Genomic DNA, 20,260 nt, shown 5'->3' with positions numbered 1-20,260 from the left:
TAATGTTAAACATAAACGTTAAAGTACTTATCAACGTACTATTATTGCTGCAAAGATACGCTTTTTAGGCGGATTTTTTGTACATTTGCACCGTTATTTTAATGATAATAAAGAAATAATAATATACGAAACAATGGAATTAGCAAGCAAGTACGACCCACAGATAGTGGAGTCTAAATGGTACCAGTACTGGCTGGACAACAAGCTTTTCAGTTCTAAGCCTGACGGCCGTGAGCCTTACACCGTGGTTATCCCACCACCAAACGTTACAGGTGTGCTCCACATGGGACACATGCTTAACAACACGATACAGGACATCTTGGTAAGACGTGCACGCATGGAAGGTAAGAATGCATGCTGGGTACCAGGCACCGACCACGCAAGTATTGCTACAGAAGCAAAGGTTGTGAACCGTCTCGCAGAGCAAGGTGTAAAAAAGACCGACCTCACCCGTGAGCAATTCCTCGAACATGCATGGGATTGGACACACGAGCATGGAGGCATCATCCTCAAGCAGTTGCGTCGACTTGGTTGCTCATGTGATTGGGACCGCACAGCCTTCACAATGGATGACACTCGTAGTAAGAGTGTTATCAAAGTGTTCTGCGACCTCTATAAGAAGGGTTATATCTATCGTGGTGTACGAATGGTTAACTGGGACCCACAGGCTCAGACGGCCCTTTCTGATGAAGAGGTAATCTACAAGGATGAGCACTCTAAGCTCTATCACCTTAAGTATTATGTTGCAAAAGAAGACCAAGCTAAGTTTGAGCGCAAGGACGAAGGCAACGTAATACACAAGGATGATAAGGGTTACTATGCCGTTGTAGCAACCACTCGACCAGAGACTATCATGGGCGACTCAGCTATGTGTATCAATCCAGAGGACGTTAAAAACACATGGTTGAAGGGTCTTCATGTTATCGTTCCATTGGTAAATCGTGTCATCCCAGTCATCGAAGACACCTATGTAGACATCCAGTTCGGTACGGGTTGTTTGAAGGTTACACCTGCACATGACGTTAACGACCATGCACTTGGCTTGAAGCACGGATTGGAAACAATTGATATTTTCAACGATAATGGTACGATTTCTGAGGCAGCTGGCCTTTATGTAGGTCAGGATCGTATGGATGTACGTAAGCAGATAGCAAAGGACTTGGAGGCTGCAGGGCTGATGGAGAAGGTTGAAGACTATGATAATAAGGTCGGATACTCAGAGCGTACGCACGTACCTATCGAACCAAAGCTCTCTACACAATGGTTCCTAAAGATGCAACACTTTGCTGACATTGCCCTTGGACCTGTCATGGACGATGATATAGAGTTCTATCCAAAGAAGTACAAGAACACTTATCGCCACTGGTTAGAGAACATCAAGGACTGGTGTATCAGTCGTCAGCTATGGTGGGGACACCGTATTCCAGCTTACTACTTCAAGGACACTGAGGGTAAGAACGCTACTGTTGTGGCAGAGACGGCTGAGGAAGCATTAAAGTTAGCACAGGAGATTAATCCTTCTGTCACATCATCTGACCTCGAACAAGAGAGCGACTGTATGGATACATGGTTCTCAAGCTGGTTGTGGCCAATCTCTGTATTCGATGGAATCAATAACCCTAACAACGAAGAAATCAACTACTACTACCCTACCAGCGACCTTGTTACGGGACCAGACATTATCTTCTTCTGGGTAGCACGTATGATTATGGCTGGCTATGAGTATCGTGGCAAGTTCCCATTCAAGCATGTTTATTTCACAGGTATAGTACGAGATAAACTCGGAAGAAAGATGAGTAAGAGTCTTGGCAACTCTCCTGACCCTATCATGTTGATAGAGAAGTATGGTGCTGATGGTGTCCGTATGGGTATGATGCTATCTGCTCCTGCAGGCAACGACATCCTCTTCGACGAGACACTTTGTGAGCAAGGACGTAACTTCAACAATAAGATTTGGAATGCTTTCCGCCTCGTTCAAGGTTGGGAGACAGCCGATGCTGAACAGCCATTAGCCAACAAGATTGCCGTTGAATGGTTCGATGCAAAGTTGAAGGAAGTGAACGCTGAGATGAATGAACAGTTCAAGAGCTATCGCATCTCAGAAGCTTTAATGACTGTTTATCGCCTCTTCTGGGATGAATTCTCAAGTTGGTACTTAGAGATGATCAAGCCTGAATATGGCAAGCCAATCGATAAGACCACCTATCAAGCTACTCTTAAGTTCTTCGATACACTGCTGAAGATGCTCCATCCATTCATGCCTTTCATTACAGAAGAGCTTTGGCAACACATCTACGACCGTAAAGACGGCGAGAGCATCATGCGTGATGAACTCAAACTTGACGCTCCAAGCAAGGAAGAGTTGGCTCTTATCGAGTCCATCGAACAGGTTAAAGCAATCGTCAGCGGTGTGAGAACCGTACGTAATCAGAAGAACATCGCACCAAAGGTAGAGTTGGAACTGGACGTAATCGGCCAGAACAATTATGAAGCTTATAACAGTGTAATCATCAAGATGGCTAACTTAAAGGCTATCGAGGTAGTAACCGAGAAGCGTGGTGACGCATCTGGTTTCATGGTAGGAACCGACAGCTTCGCAGTACCAGTGGGCGACTTGATTGACGTTGCGGCCGAGATTGAGAAGCAGGAGAAGGAACTCAAGCATCTTGAAGGCTTCCTCATTGGTATCAAGAAGAAGCTCTCTAACGAGAAGTTCGTGGCCAATGCGCCAGAAGCAGTTATTGAACGCGAGCGTAAGAAGCAGAGCGATTCTGAAGAGAAGATTGCCGCTTTGAAGGCAAGTCTTGAGGAATTGAGAAAGAAATAATCGCTATCTCTTTGGCTAATGCGCCCATTAGCCAAAGCGTTTTAGTAAGTATAAAAATAAAGAGGAATGTCTTTGCGTTCCTCTTTATTTGTTTCTATTCATAATCATCTACCACATTATTAATGAAGTCCATCATCGGCTTACCCGTCTTGCAGATGTGTTTCAATTGTTCAACCCATCCTTCTCCCTCGAAGAAGTCATCAGGCACAGACACCCAACAGCAGTAGTCCTTCATTCGAAGATACTGAAGATACTCATAGTCCTTGGGGAATCCCTTTGGAACAGTCTTCAAGGCAGCAAGTCCAAAACCCTTCTCACTAACCTTATCGTCCGTCCACTCGCCCTCATTGGGTCGTCCGAACAAATTGACAAAGCCCTCATTCTCAACGTCCTTACGCCATTCATCAATATTCGCCATGATTTCATTGCGGCATGACGTCAGTATGTTTGTAGGCAACCAATAGCAACCTACAGCTATCAAGCAGTTCCCTGGCTGAAGATGTAGATAGTAACCACCACGCAAAGCCTTCCTACCACGTGCACAGATGTATGCACCTAAATGGCGTTTATACGGACTTTTATCGGGTGAGAAACGAACATCACGATAGAAACGGTAGGTGCAATCCTTTGCTGTCAGGTGTGAAACCTCTTCATCAAAGGTTGCCAAACAAGCTATAACTTTGTCGACTCCCTGTTCAAAGTCAGCCTTTACAGCATCATACTCAGCCTTATGTTCTTGAAACCACTGCTTATTGTTGTTCGCAGCAATACCTTTCAAGAAGTGCATTATCTTCTTTGTATTCATATTCTTCTTATATTATATCCTTTTAATCCTTTACCTTTTTAGGTCTTCTTACAGCTTACTATTCTCCAATAACTTGGGACACATGTCATCAAAGGGACAATGTTCACAATCGGGCTTCGCACTCTTACAGACATAACGTCCATGAAGTAATATCCAATGATGAGCATCCGTAACCTCCTCAGTAGGGATATTTTTCATCAGATAATCCTCTACTTTTCGGGGCGTATTTGCCGTTGAGGGGACCAGTCCCAAGCGGTGACTAACACGATAAACATGCGTATCGACAGCCAATGTTGGCTTGCCAAACCACACAGCTTGTATGACATTTGCCGTCTTACGACCTACTCCTGGCAGCGTAATGAGGGCGTTTGGGTCAGAAGGAACCTCCCCTCCAAACTTCTCTACCAGCATCTTTGACATCTCAACCAAGTGCTTTGCCTTTGAATTAGGGTAAGAGACACTCTTCACATAATCAAATATTTCATCCGAGGTGGCCGTTGCCATTGTCTTTGCATCAGGATAATGGCGAAACAATTCGGGTGTAATTGCATTAATACGCTTATCCGTACACTGTGCAGAAAGGAGTGTCGCACAAAGCAATTGGAATGCTGAACCGAAATTAAGCTCCGTTGACACGTGTCCAACATGCTTACGGAAATAATTCAGTGCATAGTCGTATCTTTCTTTTCTTGTCATCTTGTTCTTATTAACTTTATACAGCTATATTTACTGCAAAGTTACTGAAAACTTAGAGATAATTTGGTTCTTTACGAAACTTAATGTACTTTTGCATCAGAAATAAAAAACTATTTAATTATGACAACTCCAATGATAGGATTGATTGCACTGCTTATCATCGCACTGATTGGCTGGGTAATCGCAGAACTTAAGGATAAGTGCGTTACGTTCGTACACTCTGAAGAAGAGGCTGAGGGCGAGGAAGAGATGAAAGAAGCCTACGAAGCACATGGTGGAAGAGAGCTAAATCTGAAAGACTTGCTTGCACATAACAGTACAAATGGCTACAAGTCTATCTAAGATTAAATAGCATATACCATAACTAACGGGAATGATATCGTCGTGTCATTCCCGTTTTCTTTGTTTTATACCCTGACCTATAAAATCGCTATAAAGAAACTTTACCACAATAGACTACATGCTTCATTGGATTAAAAATATCTTACATTTAAGATAGAAAACACTCCCTTTACTACCACACGATATCGAGTAAAATCATCATCATAATCATCAATGAGTCAGACAGTTGTGATTAGCATTGAAGAAGACGCCTTACTGCATTAAAGAAGGGCGTTAACTACATGCAAGAAAACGCCCTTCTTTATCATTGATAAGGCCTATTTGAAACACAGTCAGGCCTCATCTCATTTCGAGTCGATGATTTTATTTTACAAAAACTGATTTTACTACTATATGAAAACCATCTTGTAACCAACCAACACTATGACACGCTCTCTATTAAGAGCCATATATTAAGTAAGGTGACAATGCCTGCTAATGAGTAAAGGAAACACATGTTCAACTTGCTATTAGCGTACTTACCCATCACTCTCTTAGAGGATGTCAAGCCTACTTGTAGGAAGACTGTGAACGGAAGTTGTACTGATAGAAACATCTGAGAGATGATTAATCCCTTAAATGGGTCACCAATAAAGAATATCATGAGGAGGGCTACACCCAACGAGAGGACTATCCCGACAATGGAGTGCGTATCCTTCGCATTATATGACTCTCCAAAAAGTCCTGAAAAAATACTACCTGCAGCCATACCGCTGGTTATCGTACTTGATATACCAGCCAGAAGTAAGGCGATAGCGAAGATGTTTGCAGCATTGTTACCCAATAGCGGCTGTAACATCGCTTGTGCTTGAGAAAGCTCATCGACGTGCTGACCATGTGAGAAGAACGTACTCGCTGCCAAAAGAATCATCGCTGAGTTTATAGCCCAGCCTACTATCATAGAGAAAAGAGTGTCGACAAACTCAAACCTCAACATGTGACGAATGCGCTCATCACCCTTCAAATGAATCTCACGGCTCTGTACTATCTCTGAATGAAGGAATAAGTTATGGGGCATGACAACGGCTCCTAACACACTCATAATAATCAAAAGCGACCCCTGAGGGACGGTTGGTACGAATGCTCCCTCTATGGCTGCAGGCCAATGAATGTCTACTAAAAAGAGTTCATAGATAAAGGACAAGCCTATCATTGACACAAAACCAATGATGGCACGTTCCATCTTCTTGTAGCTATTCGTAAACAACATGATTAATACAGCTGCTGTTGTGAGGACCGAACCCGTAGGAATACTTATCCCAAAGAGCATCTGTAGGGCTATAGCACCACCCAATATCTCGGCCAGAGAGGTAGAGATACTGGCCAAAATGGCACTCACAATAATCGGACGACCAACCCATTTTGGGGCATACTTAACAGCGGCTTCGCTAAGGCAGAGACCAGTCACGATACCGAGATGGGCTACATTATGCTGCAAAGCAATCAGCATAATCGTTGAAAGGGTTACCACCCATAGCAGTGCATACCCATACTCAGAGCCGGCTGCAAAGTTACTTGCCCAGTTACCAGGGTCAATGAACCCTACTGTCACTAACAGACCAGGGCCAATAAACTTAAATATATCTAAGGCTCCCAACACTCGTGGGTGATCCTTACGACGTAGTTCTTTTAATATATTCTTCATCTTTTCTTAGTTTTTATGCAAAGATACGATTTCTATATGACAATCTACAAGATACAAACGAAATATTGAAAAAAATACAAGGGAGTGTAAGTTAGTTTGGAGAGGTGCCCTCACTAATATAATAAACACAAACGAAAGTAATTCTGTTACAGCCCAATAGGCAAATAACAAAAGAATGAAATGAATCGTTAAAATGTGCTTTGAATAGTCTACTATACACCTACATATAAAATAACAAACCGTTCGAATAAACTATAAAGAAAATTATAAGCATAACTCTAAACAAACTTAAACTTATAAACTGAATATTGTAAACAAAATTAACAAGCTTCAAAACTACTGAAAACAAAAATGCCCTACGCTTCACAGCGATGGGCATTCAATCTCAATAGGTATTAGTTTCTTTAAGGTAAAAAGATTGTATTCAGGATAACGAATGCAAAGATAGAGCATTATTTTTATATGTGCAAACTTTTATGCAACTTTTTTATCAATAATGAAACATTTGTTATTGCACATATACTAAACGTACACATATTGCTTATTCACCTTTATTAAACATTAAAAAAAGGGTACGAGAAAAGCTTACATTTCGTTACTGAAACAACAATTAGGCTTTCAAAGCGTTACACAACAAAGAGTTTATAAACTTATTTTTTAACATCATTGCAGATTGAACACCATTATTTATAGTAAAGTGCATCATAAACGAGAAAAAATAAGTAACTTTGCAGCATAATAATAAATAGGAAAATATGACTACGATAGAGAACAACACCAATGAAGAAAAGCGTAGCTTGAGCTTCGTTGAACAGCTGGTAGAGGAAGACCTTGCTAAAGGTAAGAATGGTGGACGTATTCAGACACGATTCCCGCCAGAGCCTAACGGCTATCTTCACATTGGTCATGCGAAAGCGATTTGCATGGACTTCGGTGTAGCAGAAAACTATAATGGTATTTGTAATCTCCGCTTTGATGATACTAATCCAAGCAAGGAGAATAATGAATATGTGGAGAATATCCTTCATGATATTAGCTGGCTTGGATTCAAGTGGGGCAATATCTATTATGCAAGTGACTATTTCGAGAAGTTGTGGGATTTTGCTATTTGGATGATAAAGAAGGGTTTGGCATACGTTGACGAGCAGACTGCAGAACAGATTGCGACACAGAAAGGTACACCAACAACCCCTGGTACAGCATCACCTTACCGTGACCGTCCTATCGAGGAGAGCCTTGCACTGTTTGAACAAATGAATACTCCTGAGGCTGTGGAAGGAAGTATGGTGCTACGTGCTAAGCTTGATATGGCCAATCCTAACATGCACTTCCGTGACCCAATCATATATAGAATCATTCAAATACCACACCATCGTACAGGTACAAAATGGCATTGTTATCCAATGTATGACTTTGCGCATGGTCAAAGCGACTACTTTGAAGGTGTCACCCACTCTATCTGTACACTTGAGTTCGTACCTCACCGCCCTCTTTACGATAAGTTTATTGATTTCTTAAAGGAGAGCGATGGCACTGATGATAACTTATCTGATAACCGTCCACGACAGATAGAGTTCAACCGCTTAAACCTTACTTATACAGTAATGTCTAAGCGTAAGCTCCATACATTAGTAGATGAGAACTTCGTTAAGGGATGGGATGATCCACGTATGCCGACCCTCTGTGGTATGCGTCGTCGTGGTTATTCACCAGAGTCTATACGTAACTTTATTGACTCTATCGGCTACACTAAATTTGATGCCCTCAATGATGTTGCATTGTTAGAGGCTGCCGTACGTGACGACTTAAACAAAAAGGCTACCCGTGTTAGTGCTGTTCTCGACCCAGTAAAACTCGTTATTACTAATTATCCAGAGGGTAAGACCGAGGAAATGGAGGCTATCAACAACCCTGAAAATGAGGCGGATGGCTCACATACCATCACTTTCTCAAAGAATCTATGGATTGAACGAGCTGACTTTATGGAGGATGCTCCAAAGAAGTTCTTCCGTATGACACCTGGTAAAGAGGTCAGACTGAAGAATGCCTACATCGTTAGATGTACCGGTTGTACCAAGGATGCAGAGGGAAACATCGTTGAAATACAAGCAGAATACGATGCAGACAGTAAGAGCGGTATGCAAGGTGCTGACCGCAAGGTGAAAGGTACGCTTCATTGGGTTAGTGCTGACCACTGCTTAAAAGCTGAGGTTCGTGAATACGACCGTCTGTTCAATATAGAAAACCCATCTGCTGATGAGCGTGATTTCCGTGAGCTTCTTAACCCAGAGAGCCTTACCGTGCGTACAGAGTGCTATGTTGAGCAGTATCTTTCAGAGAAGAGACCAGGCGACTACTTGCAGTTCCAGCGCACAGGATACTTTATGCTCGACCCAGACACAACGCCTGATCACCTCGTGTTCAACAAGACTGTCGGCTTGAAAGATACTTGGGCAAAAAAGGCTAAAGCATAACTAAAAGAAATTAAGAGTTGGATATATACTATCAAAGTGATAAGTTCAAGCAGTTGCTTCGTAGGTATGAAGACCTGCAGGAAAATATTAGCAGTGAGTTCCTCGACCCCGAGGAACTAACTGATATTGCGGAGTTCTTTCATTATATGGGTGATGATCAAGAGGCTATGGAGGCTATAGACATGGCCATTAAAATAGACCCTCTTGCCGTTATCCCACGTACCTTTAAAGCACGTATGGCACTACTGTGCGACAAAGACCCACAACTCGCAAACAAGATTGCAGAGACGATTATTGACAAGAACGACCCTGACTACGAATACCTTAAGGCTGAGATAATGATCGTTGACAATAAGGTTGCTGCTGCTGATAGCTTCCTTAAGAATGTTTATGACGATATTATAGACCCTGAGGAGAGAGCTGGTATGGCCCTTGATGTCGCTGCCCTCTTCTCTGACTATGAGGAGATGGAGTATGCAGAGACGTGGTTGAATCGTTCAAATAAGACTGAAGAGAACGATTACAAAGAGATTCGTGCACACATCCTCAAGAGCCGTGGAGAGTATAAAGAGAGTGAGTTGATTTTGAACGAATTACTTGATAGCAATCCTTACTCAGGTCCTTACTGGAACCAACTGGCACAGAGTCAACTTTTAAGGAACGACATCAATGAGGCTATTACCTCAAGTGAGTACTCAATAGCCATAAATCCTGAAGATGAGGAGGCCATCTTGAATAAAGCAAATGGGCTCTTTGCGCTTGGTAACTATGAGGAAGCTCTGAAGTACTTCGAGCGTTATAAGAAACTAAGTCATGAACAGGATAAATCGTTAGTAGACATCTCTATTGGTCATATCTACCTCTCACAAAGGGATATACACAATGCTCAACAACATTTTCAGATGGCTTTAGAGGAGGCACCAGACAAGAATATGGCAATCATCCAAATGGGGTGTTCAAGCTTTGACAATGGTTATATAGAATATGCATACCATCTCTTTAGCACCCTTTTACCAAGTTTAGGGGATGATTGGGACATTGGCTATGGCTTTCTTGCACGCTGTTGCTATGAATTAAAGAAGAAGAGAGAGTTCAAGAAGTACCTGCGTCAAGCTGTAGAGAAGAACCCAGAAGAATGTATTGACGTACTTTCAGACCTCTATCCAGAAGGGACAAATCCGAAAGACTATCCCTCGTTTAATATTTTATAACCCATTAGAATAAAAGAAATAACATACTATTATGAGTTTTATCACATCCATGCTTGGTCATCTCAACTATGGCACCATCTTCGTCTTGATGCTTCTTGAAAGTACAGTCATCCCTGTTCCTTCTGAATTAGTTGTAGCTCCTGCGGCCTATCATGCCGCTGGAGGGAATCTTGATATGTGGTTGGTAATTCTTTTCTCCACCTTAGGAGCAGATGTAGGAGCTACTATAAACTATCTTGCCGGATGGTATCTTGGACGTCCAATTATCTATAAGTTTGCAAATAGTAAATGGGGACATTTATGCTTGTTGAACCAAGAGAAGGTTGAAAAAAGCGAGAGATACTTTGAGAAACATGGTATGGTTGCCACTATCACAGGCCGCCTCTTGCCAGGTATTCGCCATCTCATCTCTATCCCAGCAGGCCTATCAAGGATGAACTATTGGAAGTTCTTGCTCTACACTACCATTGGTGCGGGTGCATGGCACAGTATCCTTGCTCTTTTAGGACACTATATGCATGCCTTTGTACCCGAGGAGCAGCTCAATGAGAAAATCTTAGAGTACGGAGAATACATAAAGTTTGGCCTGATAATCTTAGTTATCATTGTTTGTCTTTACTTCCTTCTCAAATGGTATATCAAGAAGAAGAAGGCTGATAACGAGCAGGTTAAATAAGTAGAATGTGGTTTTATAGCATCAAATAAAAACTCTTTTTTTATGACATCAAACGAGAAATACATCGAAGAGATAGCCCATGAGCAACTCCTTTCAGATAAAGAAGAACAAGAGTTGGCCGAGAAGATAAAGATTGGGGACGCTATGGCCTTAGAGAAACTGACAAAGGCTAATTTGAAGTTTGTTGTTTCTTTGGCACATCAATACCGTAACCGTGGATTAGGAGAAGACGACCTTATCAGCGAGGGAAATATTGGTATGATGTATGCAGCCCAACGGTTTGATGGTAAGAAGGGTGTGCGTTTTGTTGTCTTTGCGGCTCCTTACATCCGTAAGGCAATGGAGGAAGCTATCAAGGAACAGTCTACACTATACAAGCTCCCTAAGAACGAGAAGAATAAATACGAGAAGATACGCTCACGAGCACTGTCTATTGACCAGCCAGTCCCCGTAGGAAGTAACAATAACTTTACTCTTCAACACATCCTTGAGAACGAGAATGCCAAGCAAACAGACGACCAGCTTAATCAAGATATCCTCAGTAATGAGATACAAAAAGGGTTGGATGTACTCGACGAACGTGAGAAACGCATCATTACTTATATCTATGGACTAACTGGGTCGCACTACACAATGGCAGAGATTGCCGAAGAGATGGGCCTAAAACGTGAACGTGTACGACAGATAAGAGACAAGGCTTTACGCAAGCTACATAAGAAGATGAAGTAAGAACGGTATTAGACACATAGCTGTCAACGAATAACAACCGTACGAAACCAGTCTCTCAGGACTCCACCATACTGGTCTTGACTATCCGCACAAAGCACAATAACTTGGCTTCCGTCCATTAGGCGGGGGCCAAGACACATCCCTTCATAATTCGCAAGGTTCTGATGAAACAGACTTAAAGAGGTCTTCCACGTTGCAATCAACATTTTCTTCATATAAGGACTATCGGCATCAAGCACTTTGTCTTGGCTGATAGTCATTGATTGAATAGGGTTTACACAATATATCTTATTGACCACATACGAGCCAAACTTACTTGGTGTAACTAAGAACTCACGCTCTAAAACAAGCAAACATCCATTATCTAATGCCGCCATAGCAGGTACTCCCATTGCATAATTAGCTGCAGAAGGATGATTATCAGGCGCATCCATCAAATAAGCATACTGTTCTTTAGCAACGAAAGTATCATCAAAGCTTTGAAAGCGAAGCCTATTCTTCACTTGATTCGTTGCATTAGCTTGCTTACCATCAGGCCTCAACGTACTCTCAGAAGTTGTCCAAAAGCGATGGGTATGAGCGTTATAAGTTAATGCTTCAAAGCTATATGCAGGCGTAGCAGTACTGAAAACAGAAGGTATAGACAACCCCCTACCTGTCTGCTTACCATTCAGTCCATACTCCAAAACCGTATTATCTGCTTCACGAGATATCCATAACGTACTATCCTTTGGGAAGAAAGCAATCCCCTCCTCATCTTTATTCATCTCACCCGACGAGCGGAAGCCCTCATTAACAATATCTTTAATATCCCCACTAACAGTATCTACCTGTATTCGAAAGACGAAAAAGCCACTTTCTGAAGCCTTATCAGAAACAACAGCATAGTGGTCTCCACCCAACCATGTCAGTCCGCTATAGTTTCCTTTAGGTACTGTTCGCTGAAAATAATGCTGTGGATTGACTCTTACAAGCCGTGGAACCTGTGCAAAGACAGTAAAGGGAAAACATAAAACAAAGCTTATAATGTACCTAAACTTTAGTATCATACTCACAAATATATATTTTTAAGTGACCTGACAAACACTCTTCTATAATCCAATCATTAAAGGTCTATTATATATGATAAGGACTAATAGGCTCTATCCGTCCCTCACCTTTCTATGTGAAGAACCTCCTTATAAGGAATACATAGGCTTATCATCACATTATATAACGACAGAATAAAATCAACAGAATAATAGACTCGATCTTACAACAGCCCTTTAATGAATAAAGTCCATAATGATAACGTTCAGAATTAACCTACTATAATAAAAAAGATATGCGTAGGACCAGTTTATAAAACCTGTACCTACGCAAACTATTCATGCTCAATAGAAATCAAATCTGTAAAAGATATGCTCGAACTCTGACCTTATCTCCCTTTCCCTGAACAATAGAAAGGAACACAAATGAGCCTATCCCTCTCCTGTGAACTGCTTCAGACGCTGCTCTTCAGACAAACGACAAATAAGAAGTTTACCCTCTTGTTCTGCAACGATATAGCCATCAAGGCCCTGAATAACAACTTTTCTCTCTTCCGTTGTATGTACTATACAATTCTTACTATCAAAGAGATGGACATCAGTTCCTATAACAGCATTACCATAGATATCATGCTTTGTCTGTGCAAGTAGCGAACCCCAAGTACCTAAATCACTCCATCCAAAGTCAGCAGGGCACACGAATATCTCTTCAGCCTTCTCCATGATAGCATAGTCAACAGAGATATTCTCACATTCAGGATAGACCTCATCGATAACACGCTGTTCGTCAGGTGTATCCAAGATGTCCATAACCCGCTCGAATATTCTTGCTATACTTGGCTGATAAATACGGAAGGCATTAACAATAGTCAAAGCACTCCAGATAAAGATACCAGCATTCCAAAAGAAGTTACTTTGCTTAATATACTGCTCAGCAGTCTCTAAGTCAGGCTTTTCACGAAACTGATCAACACGGTAAATCTCACGGTTACGGGCAGAGGCAGTGGACAAGTCGGCTTGTATATAGCCATACCCCGTCTCAGGACGAGTAGGTTTCATACCCAAGGTAACGACAGCATCCGTCTCAGCAGTGAACTTCAAGCAGTTAGAAACTACCCGTTTAAATTCATTCTCATTCGTTACGATATGATCACTTGGCGACACCACGATATTTGCCTTTGGGTTCTCTTTCTTGATGCGCCAGCTCACGTATGCAATACAAGGAGCGGTATTGCGACGACAAGGTTCGCTCAGAATATGGTTCAAAGGTATCTCTGGCAATTGTTCATGAACCAAAGACACATACTTCTGATTAGTAACAACCCACACATTGTCCGCTGAGACAACACCAGAAAAGCGGTCATACGTCAGCTGAATAAGCGTTCTTCCTACTCCTAAGACATCAATAAACTGTTTAGGACAGTCTGCAGTGCTCATCGGCCAGAACCTACCTCCTACTCCACCGGCCATGATTACGAGATGATTATCAGTTTGCGCCATAACTTATAAGCAATGAATTAATATGCTTGCAAATATACAAATAAAAAAGAACAACGGCAATAATTAATGTAGCTTTTTATTTTTTAGTACTGTTTATACGGATTTCTCAAAGCTACAAGGACATTTATTAGTCATCAAAGAGGCTCAGACTCTGGTCTACAATGGGTTTCTCTTTATAAACCTCTGGTTCATCATGGAATTGGAAAAGTAGCTGCTCAGATAGTTGATTATTAGCATTAAGTTTATAAACTCCTTTCTTATTCTTAGCTAAAAGAGCGTTCGCAGTCTTGCTATTCTTCAAAAGATACGATTGAACATACCTACGAACCTCTTCTTGATCGATAGGATTAAAAAACGAGTTACAAGCATTAAAGACATGACGGGAGATATTCTGTACAGAAAGTCCCTCGTCGCCTGCTTCAGCAAGAACCCGTAATATTTCCTTATCGTACTGCATAAAAAAAGGGAGCCTATACACTTATCATACAGACTCCCTCCTTTGTTATGATAATTACTCTAATTAAGCAAGAGTAACCTTGTCGTTTTCACCTTTCACTTTACCCTCCTTGAAGAGCCATCCAATACCAAGATAAACCTCTTCAGAACTAATCTTTGCAGCCTTAGCAATCTCTGCAACAGTCAAAGCCTTAGCCTCGGCAGCAAGAGCATTGTAAACATCACCGGCCTTAAAACCAACATTCTCTGCGTTAATAGCTACAACTGCTTTCTTTGCAGGGGCCTTCTTAGCAGGAGCTTTCTTTACTGCTTTAGGAGCAGACTTAACTTCTTTCTTTTCTGTCATAGTTATACACAATTAAAGTATTGTTCAAGCAATCGAATATTATCTAATTTGTTTTTATCTGCAACTATTACTTTTATAAACATTAAAAGAGATATTAATCATCTACTATTGAACGTTACTAATCATTTGCAAAAGTACATCAAATAATTCAAAGTATCAAATACTTACGACGAAAAGTAAAAGATTTTGAATGCTTTAGGACTCTCCTCTTGTTTTTTTTGATGTATATCAACCAAATAGGAGGATTAGTCCTTTAAGTCTAACTTAATCTCTAACTCGTCTAACTGTTTCTGGTCAATAAACGAAGGAGCATCCAACATGACATCACGTCCACTATTGTTCTTAGGGAACGCAATACAGTCACGGATTGAGTCAAGACCTGCCATGATACTTACAAAGCGGTCAAGACCGAAAGCAAGACCTGCATGAGGTGGCGCTCCATACTTGAAGGCATTCATCAAGAAGCCAAACTGTGCCTTAGCACTCTCTGGTGTGAAGCCGAGAACCTCAAACATTTTCTCTTGCAACTGCGTATCGTGAATACGAAGTGAACCTCCACCAACTTCTATACCATTACATACAAAGTCGTAAGCCTTCGCACGTACTTGTTCTGGATGTTCGTCTAACAGGGGGATATCCTCTGGGTGTGGCATCGTGAATGGATGGTGTGTTGCCATCAATCGCTGCTCTTCATCACTCCACTCAAACAATGGGAAGTCAACAATCCACAGACACTTAAAGACATTCTTATCACGAAGTCCTAAGCGATCGCCCATTTCAAGACGCAAAGAACATAGTTGTACACGTGTCTTGTTTGCGTTGTTACCAGAAAGAATCAACACGAGGTCACCATCCTTAGCACCAGTTGTTTCCTTAACTTTCAGCAACTGCTCCTCTGTATAGAACTTATCAATAGAACTCTTAACAGTACCGTCTGCATTATACTTGATGAAGACAAGGCCTTGAGCACCTACCTGTGGACGTTTAACAAAATCGGTCAATTCATTTAGCTGCTTACGACTATAATCAGCACAACCAGGAACAACAATACCTCCGATGTAGGCAGCCTCATTAAATACTGAGAATGAACCAGTACCCTTTAGGTCGTCCATTAACTCAACAAACTCCATACCGAAGCGCAAATCAGGCTTATCAGAACCAAAGCGTTTCATGGCATCATGCCATTTCATCTGCTCAAGTTTTGGAAGTTCAACACCGCGAATCTCACGGAAAAGATGGCGTGCCATTTCCTCGAACAAGTTGATAACATCCTCCTGATCAACAAATGACATCTCACAGTCTATCTGTGTAAACTCTGGCTGACGGTCGGCACGCAAGTCCTCATCACGGAAGCATTTCGCTATTTGAAAATAACGATCAAAACCCGCTACCATCAACAACTGCTTCAAAGTCTGTGGACTCTGTGGTAGTGCATAGAACTGACCAGGGTTCATACGTGATGGTACCACGAAGTCACGTGCACCCTCTGGGGTAGACCCAATGAGGATAGGAGTCTCCACTTCCATGAACTTTTCGGCATCAAGGAAGTTACGAATAAGTATCGTCATACGATGACGCAGCTCCAAGTTCTTGCGCACTGCCTCACGACGAAGGTCTAAGTAGCGATACTTCATACGAAGGTCATCACCACCGTCTGTGTTTTCTTCTATTGTGAAAGGAGGAGTCTGAGAACTGCTAAGCACCTTCAGTTCCTTAGCAATAATCTCAATGTCACCTGTTGGAATCTTGTTGTTCTTACTCTGACGTTCGTTGACAACACCCTTAACTTGGATGCAATACTCACGTCCCAACTTATTAGCTTCGCCACAAAGGTCTGCATTATCGGCCTCATTGAAGACTAACTGGGTAATACCATAGCGGTCGCGAAGGTCGACAAAAGTCATACCTCCCATTTTACGTGCGCGCTGTACCCATCCAGCGAGGGTAACCTCCTTGCCTGCATCCGACAGGCGCAGCTCTCCACAAGTATTTGTTCTATACATACCTTATATTATATGTTTTATTATATTTCGCCGTTTCAATTAACAAAAGGGGAAATCTTTACCCCAACTGTTCGGTTTAATTAATCTACTGCAAAGATACGAACTTTATATTAAAAAAGGGTATCACCTTATTAAAAATATAAAGGACTACTGTTGGTTTTATTGTTAAGATAACATATAGAAAGTCATTAAAATAACAATATCTCCTTAATTATTGTAAATTTATAGTGTATCTATAAACTTTCTGATTACTTTTGCATCGAACTTAATAAATATCAATTAAATTAAAACGACATGAAGAAGTTCTTATTAATGACACTTATGTTAGTCTTCGGACTGACATTTGCAGCAGCACAGAATCAGGCAGAAATTAAATTTGATAAGTTGACTTACGACTTCGGAACATTCTCTGATGACAACCCAGTGCACAAGACAACGTTTACATTCACTAATGTTGGTAAGGCGCCATTGGTAATTAATCAGATCGTTGCAAGCTGTGGTTGTACCATACCTAACTATGACAAGCGTCCGATTGCTCCTGGTCAGAAGGGTACGATTGACGTGACTTACAACGGAACAGGTAAGTTTCCTGGACACTTCAAGAAGAGTATTACCGTTCGTACTAACGGAAAAGTGGAGATGACACGACTCTATATAGAAGGTGTCATGACGGGTAAATAACTTATAGACACAAATGATAGAGCCAGCTTTTACGCATCTGTAAAAGCTGGCTCTATTGTTTTATCACCATTGCTCAATCGTTATCTTTTGTAATAAAAATTCACGAGTACATTTTAACCAAGGCTTTACAACATTCAAGACAAGCCTTGACAAGCATTTAGAAGACGCCCTTCTTGCATCTTACTAACGCCCTTCTTGAACCTTACTAAGCCCGCTCTCAAACCGACATCACAACTAATTGTATTCCTGCCAGTTACAGAGTCAATTATAAGAGACGTCATATAGGTATTCAAGGACAACCAACCCACTCGATTGTAAACTATTTTCTTTTATCAATCTCCGTCTGGGGTTTGAAGAATAATACTCGTAGCACCAATCGTAAAGAGCGTACCACCTTCTATCACACGCCGTTCGCGGTCGCCAAGGATAACATTGTCAACGAAAGTACCAGTATAAGAAGGACCATCACGCAATACGTACTGTAGTTTGCCATTCTTGTCCTTACTAACCGTAATAGTACAATGCGTCATGTCAACACTCGGGTCGACTGTCTCTATCGGACAGTTAATAGGGTTGCCTTTCATGTATCGTCCAATAACATTCTCACCCATTTGTAGGGGGATGACTTGGCGGAAATGAAACACATTCTCTATCACATGAAGAGAGCCATATTGGCTTTCTACATTCTCATCAATAGGCGAATTGTTCTCTTCCTTTTGTGTCTTACGTAGTTTAGAGACGCCGATACGGATTCCAAACTCCTTCCCACACTGAGGACATTGGAATACAAGTCGTTGTCCAGACTTATATTTTGTTTCGTCGAAAGTTATGAAGTTATCACACTTCGGACATCTAACACGCTTCATATAATAAAAGTATTATTAATAAAACCACCCCTCACCTCATAGAAGAAGAGAAAGAGGAGTTATGAAAAATGAATAAGACTAAGACATTAAAGGATTATGATTAGCCTTCATTCATATATCTTTCTTGACAAAAAATGATAATAAGAAAATAATCAAGTAAACGCTCGTTACACAAACAAGTATTGCTCTTACTTCCCTATCTCAATCACCCACGCTTCCTTAAATTCAGTAGTCTTATTGATTACCTTCATCCTTTCAGTAGCCTCTTTAGGACTTGAGAAATAACCATAAAGCACCTTTATACTCTCAGGACCATCATAGACACGTGCGTCAGTAAGGCCGCTCTTCTTCAGTTTCGCTACAAAAGCACGGGCATTACTATCTGTTATATGACTTGCCATAACGATTGCCCAATAATGAGAAGCAACGGTTGTAGCCTCCTGTTGACGCTTTATACCCATAGGGTGACTATTAGAAGTCAGTGTTTCAAGCTGCTTATAAGTGTTGGAGGTGTCGTCGGAATCGAATATATTATAGAGCACACCGCTCTTAATCTGCTGCTTATCAGCAATGCCGTTACGGTTTGAACCAGGGAAAGCAACAAGGAAGACCGCTGTAAGGAAGACCGCTGCAGCCGCGACATTACGTACTGCACGCATGCTAATGCTAAGTCGTTTGTTCGTAGCGTCAGTATCGTCAACGAAGACAACGCCCTGCTTTTGCGGCTTAATGTCAGCAATCGATGTAGCAGACTGATTATTACTGATAAGCTTAGGGAACTCATAGCTACTCAAGCCATAGTACAATGGCGTCAGAATACCACTCTCGAAAGGTTCGAATGCTAAGTTACCATCACTGTTCCTCGATAGGCTTCCAAGGTCATTCAACTCAAAAACGCCCTCTTCGCCCAATGCTTGATAAATCTCTTCTACCTCGTTCTCAATCTGCTGTAAGGCTTCAGGGTAACTTAAATCATACGCATCAACATAAGACTGAACCAACAAAGAGTCGTTCATTCTGAGCTGTGCATTAAAGCCAAGTGTACGATAAGGTGGCAGGAATAACCCATCCTGCTCATCGTATCGAGCAGGAATACGATGCGCAACAAAGCCGCCTAAGCCTGGAACAATGACACAGTCATTCTCCAAAAGCAGGATTTCAATATGTCGGTCGAGTTTTATCACGTTTGCAAAATTAAACAAATTATTTGGAAGAGGCAAGTCCGTGACGTTAAAATCCTGTTTAATATATGAAAAAGGAAATAATCCTTCTGATAATCGATAAAACTTCTTATCTTTGCAATAAGAACTAAAAATAAAGCTATGGAGTTTATTAAAACAGAAATTGATGGTGTTTGGATTATTGAACCTAAAGTATTTAATGACGAAAGAGGTTATTTCTTTGAATCATTCAAACAGGCAGAATTTGACCAACACATTGGTTACCATGTAGATTTCATACAGGACAATGAGTCTAAGTCAAGCTATGGTGTTCTCCGTGGTCTGCACTATCAAGAGGGCGACACAGCACAGGCCAAACTCGTGCGTGTCATTAAAGGTAAGGTTGTTGACGTGGCTGTCGACCTTCGCAAGAGTTCTCCTACCTTCGGCAAGTATGTCATGGTAGAACTATCTGAGGACAATAAGCGTCAATTCTTTGTACCACGTGGCTTTGCACATGGTTTCCTTGTGCTCTCTGACGAGGCTGTCTTTACTTATAAGGTGGACAATGTTTATAGTCCAAAAACTGAGGCCAGCATTAAATGGAACGATGAGACCGTAGGGATTACATGGCCTATTGATGCGAAGGATGTTATCCTTTCAGACAAAGACCTTAATAAAGGCTTAGCTTTAAAAGAGGCTAAAGTATTCGAATAAGTATCAATAGATTTATCAATAGCGGGCACAACGGCAGTGTATCCGCCATAAATCAATCA

At 41.4% G+C, this 20,260-nt stretch carries 18 protein-coding genes; 8 read left to right on the top strand and 10 right to left on the bottom strand.

The window, feature by feature from the left end; translation table 11 throughout:
• Positions 1–133: 133 nt before the first annotated feature.
• The gene (locus tag CHB62_RS00200; protein ID WP_089365180.1) at positions 134–2,827 is read left to right on the top strand and encodes a valine--tRNA ligase; all 2,694 of its coding nucleotides are present in this window, start codon (positions 134–136) and stop codon (positions 2,825–2,827) included.
• A gap of 94 nt (positions 2,828–2,921) precedes the next feature.
• On the opposite strand, the gene CHB62_RS00195 is transcribed toward CHB62_RS00200, so the two are convergent.
• Positions 2,922–3,632 (bottom strand): DUF2461 domain-containing protein, encoded by a 711-nt coding sequence (locus CHB62_RS00195; protein ID WP_089365179.1) that lies wholly within the window; start codon positions 3,630–3,632, stop codon positions 2,922–2,924.
• Positions 3,633–3,680: 48 nt separating this feature from the next.
• Positions 3,681–4,328 carry an endonuclease III gene (nth, locus tag CHB62_RS00190; protein ID WP_009010809.1) on the bottom strand — a complete coding sequence of 216 codons (648 nt, stop codon included), beginning with the start codon at positions 4,326–4,328 and terminating at the stop codon, positions 3,681–3,683.
• Positions 4,329–4,448: 120 nt separating this feature from the next.
• Here nth and CHB62_RS00185 point away from each other — a divergent pair, with 120 nt between their 5' ends.
• The gene (locus tag CHB62_RS00185; RefSeq protein ID WP_089365178.1) at positions 4,449–4,670 is read left to right on the top strand and encodes a hypothetical protein; all 222 of its coding nucleotides are present in this window, start codon (positions 4,449–4,451) and stop codon (positions 4,668–4,670) included.
• 421 nt (positions 4,671–5,091) lie between these two features.
• On the opposite strand, the gene CHB62_RS00180 is transcribed toward CHB62_RS00185, so the two are convergent.
• Positions 5,092–6,354 carry an Nramp family divalent metal transporter gene (locus tag CHB62_RS00180; protein WP_089365177.1) on the bottom strand — a complete coding sequence of 421 codons (1,263 nt, stop codon included), beginning with the start codon at positions 6,352–6,354 and terminating at the stop codon, positions 5,092–5,094.
• Between the two features lie 755 nt (positions 6,355–7,109).
• Here CHB62_RS00180 and CHB62_RS00175 point away from each other — a divergent pair.
• From CHB62_RS00175 to CHB62_RS00160, 4 genes are read left to right on the top strand one after another with little or no spacing between them, the layout of a single operon-like run.
• On the top strand, positions 7,110–8,828 hold the full coding sequence (locus CHB62_RS00175) for a glutamine--tRNA ligase/YqeY domain fusion protein (protein WP_089365176.1): 1,719 nt from the start codon (positions 7,110–7,112) through the stop codon (positions 8,826–8,828).
• A 17-nt stretch (positions 8,829–8,845) separates the two neighbouring features.
• Entirely contained in the window at positions 8,846–10,039 is a 1,194-nt protein-coding gene (locus CHB62_RS00170; protein ID WP_089365175.1) for a tetratricopeptide repeat protein, read from the top strand.
• 31 nt (positions 10,040–10,070) lie between these two features.
• Positions 10,071–10,715, top strand: coding sequence for a DedA family protein (locus CHB62_RS00165; protein WP_089365174.1), 645 nt, complete (start codon positions 10,071–10,073; stop codon positions 10,713–10,715).
• Positions 10,716–10,757: 42 nt separating this feature from the next.
• Entirely contained in the window at positions 10,758–11,444 is a 687-nt protein-coding gene (locus tag CHB62_RS00160) for a sigma-70 family RNA polymerase sigma factor (RefSeq protein ID WP_089365173.1), read from the top strand.
• 23 nt (positions 11,445–11,467) lie between these two features.
• Here the strand turns inward: CHB62_RS00160 and CHB62_RS00155 are convergent, their stop codons facing one another.
• The 5 genes from CHB62_RS00155 to aspS all read right to left on the bottom strand — a co-directional run bounded on the left by CHB62_RS00155 (position 11,468) and on the right by aspS (position 16,777).
• Positions 11,468–12,499, bottom strand: a complete 1,032-nt coding sequence (locus tag CHB62_RS00155; protein ID WP_089365172.1) for an esterase-like activity of phytase family protein — start codon at positions 12,497–12,499, stop codon at positions 11,468–11,470.
• 405 nt (positions 12,500–12,904) lie between these two features.
• On the bottom strand, positions 12,905–13,972 hold the full coding sequence (locus CHB62_RS00150; RefSeq protein ID WP_089365171.1) for a mannose-1-phosphate guanylyltransferase: 1,068 nt from the start codon (positions 13,970–13,972) through the stop codon (positions 12,905–12,907).
• 127 nt (positions 13,973–14,099) lie between these two features.
• The gene (locus CHB62_RS00145) at positions 14,100–14,429 is read right to left on the bottom strand and encodes a hypothetical protein (protein ID WP_089365170.1); all 330 of its coding nucleotides are present in this window, start codon (positions 14,427–14,429) and stop codon (positions 14,100–14,102) included.
• Positions 14,430–14,492: 63 nt separating this feature from the next.
• Positions 14,493–14,774 carry a winged helix-turn-helix domain-containing protein gene (locus tag CHB62_RS00140; RefSeq protein ID WP_089365169.1) on the bottom strand — a complete coding sequence of 94 codons (282 nt, stop codon included), beginning with the start codon at positions 14,772–14,774 and terminating at the stop codon, positions 14,493–14,495.
• A gap of 245 nt (positions 14,775–15,019) precedes the next feature.
• A complete protein-coding gene (aspS, locus tag CHB62_RS00135; RefSeq protein WP_089365168.1) occupies positions 15,020–16,777 on the bottom strand; it encodes an aspartate--tRNA ligase in 1,758 nt (585 codons plus the stop codon).
• Positions 16,778–17,071: 294 nt separating this feature from the next.
• Here aspS and CHB62_RS00130 point away from each other — a divergent pair, with 294 nt between their 5' ends.
• Positions 17,072–17,458, top strand: a complete 387-nt coding sequence (locus tag CHB62_RS00130; protein ID WP_089365167.1) for a DUF1573 domain-containing protein — start codon at positions 17,072–17,074, stop codon at positions 17,456–17,458.
• A gap of 332 nt (positions 17,459–17,790) precedes the next feature.
• Here CHB62_RS00130 and CHB62_RS00125 read toward each other — a convergent pair whose 3' ends face one another.
• Both CHB62_RS00125 and CHB62_RS00120 read right to left on the bottom strand, forming a co-directional pair.
• Positions 17,791–18,324 (bottom strand): FHA domain-containing protein, encoded by a 534-nt coding sequence (locus CHB62_RS00125; RefSeq protein WP_009010823.1) that lies wholly within the window; start codon positions 18,322–18,324, stop codon positions 17,791–17,793.
• Between the two features lie 188 nt (positions 18,325–18,512).
• Positions 18,513–19,526: an HU domain-containing protein gene (locus CHB62_RS00120; protein WP_458693487.1), complete on the bottom strand. Its 1,014-nt coding sequence runs from the start codon at positions 19,524–19,526 to the stop codon at positions 18,513–18,515.
• A gap of 120 nt (positions 19,527–19,646) precedes the next feature.
• Between CHB62_RS00120 and rfbC the strand changes: the two genes are divergently transcribed.
• A complete protein-coding gene (rfbC, locus tag CHB62_RS00115) occupies positions 19,647–20,201 on the top strand; it encodes a dTDP-4-dehydrorhamnose 3,5-epimerase (protein WP_089365165.1) in 555 nt (184 codons plus the stop codon).
• Positions 20,202–20,260: the final 59 nt, after the last annotated feature.

It is taken from the genome of Prevotella jejuni (assembly GCF_900187995.1).
Lineage (GTDB): Bacteria > Bacteroidota > Bacteroidia > Bacteroidales > Bacteroidaceae > Prevotella > Prevotella jejuni.
This window is presented reverse-complemented; position numbering and strand designations above follow the sequence as displayed.